Source organism: Pseudomonas sp. Kh14, assembly GCF_900291005.1.
GTDB lineage: Bacteria > Pseudomonadota > Gammaproteobacteria > Pseudomonadales > Pseudomonadaceae > Aquipseudomonas > Aquipseudomonas alloputida.
In genome coordinates, this window is the sequence record NZ_OLKJ01000287.1 from 1 (window position 1) to 240 (window position 240).

The following is a 240-nucleotide window of genomic DNA, read 5'->3' on the forward strand; positions in this document are numbered from 1 at the left end:
GTTCCTGGAGCTGGAGCCCAACGGCGTCGACGTCAACGTGCACCCTACTAAGCACGAAGTGCGTTTCCGTGAGGGGCGCTCGGTGCACGATTTCCTGTATGGCACCTTGCATCGCGCCTTGGCCGATGTGCGCCCGGAAGACCAGGTGGCTGCGCCTGCCGCAGTGCCCGAGATGGTCCGCGCCACGGGCCAGCAGGCCGGCGAGTTCGGCCCCCAGGGCGAGATGCGCCTGGCCTCGCC

1 pseudogene is annotated in these 240 nt (G+C 68.8%); it reads left to right on the forward strand.

Going from position 1 to position 240, the window contains the following annotated elements:
- Positions 1-240 (forward strand): annotated as a pseudogene (gene mutL / locus FQ668_RS28145) (DNA mismatch repair protein MutL); the annotation flags it as partial.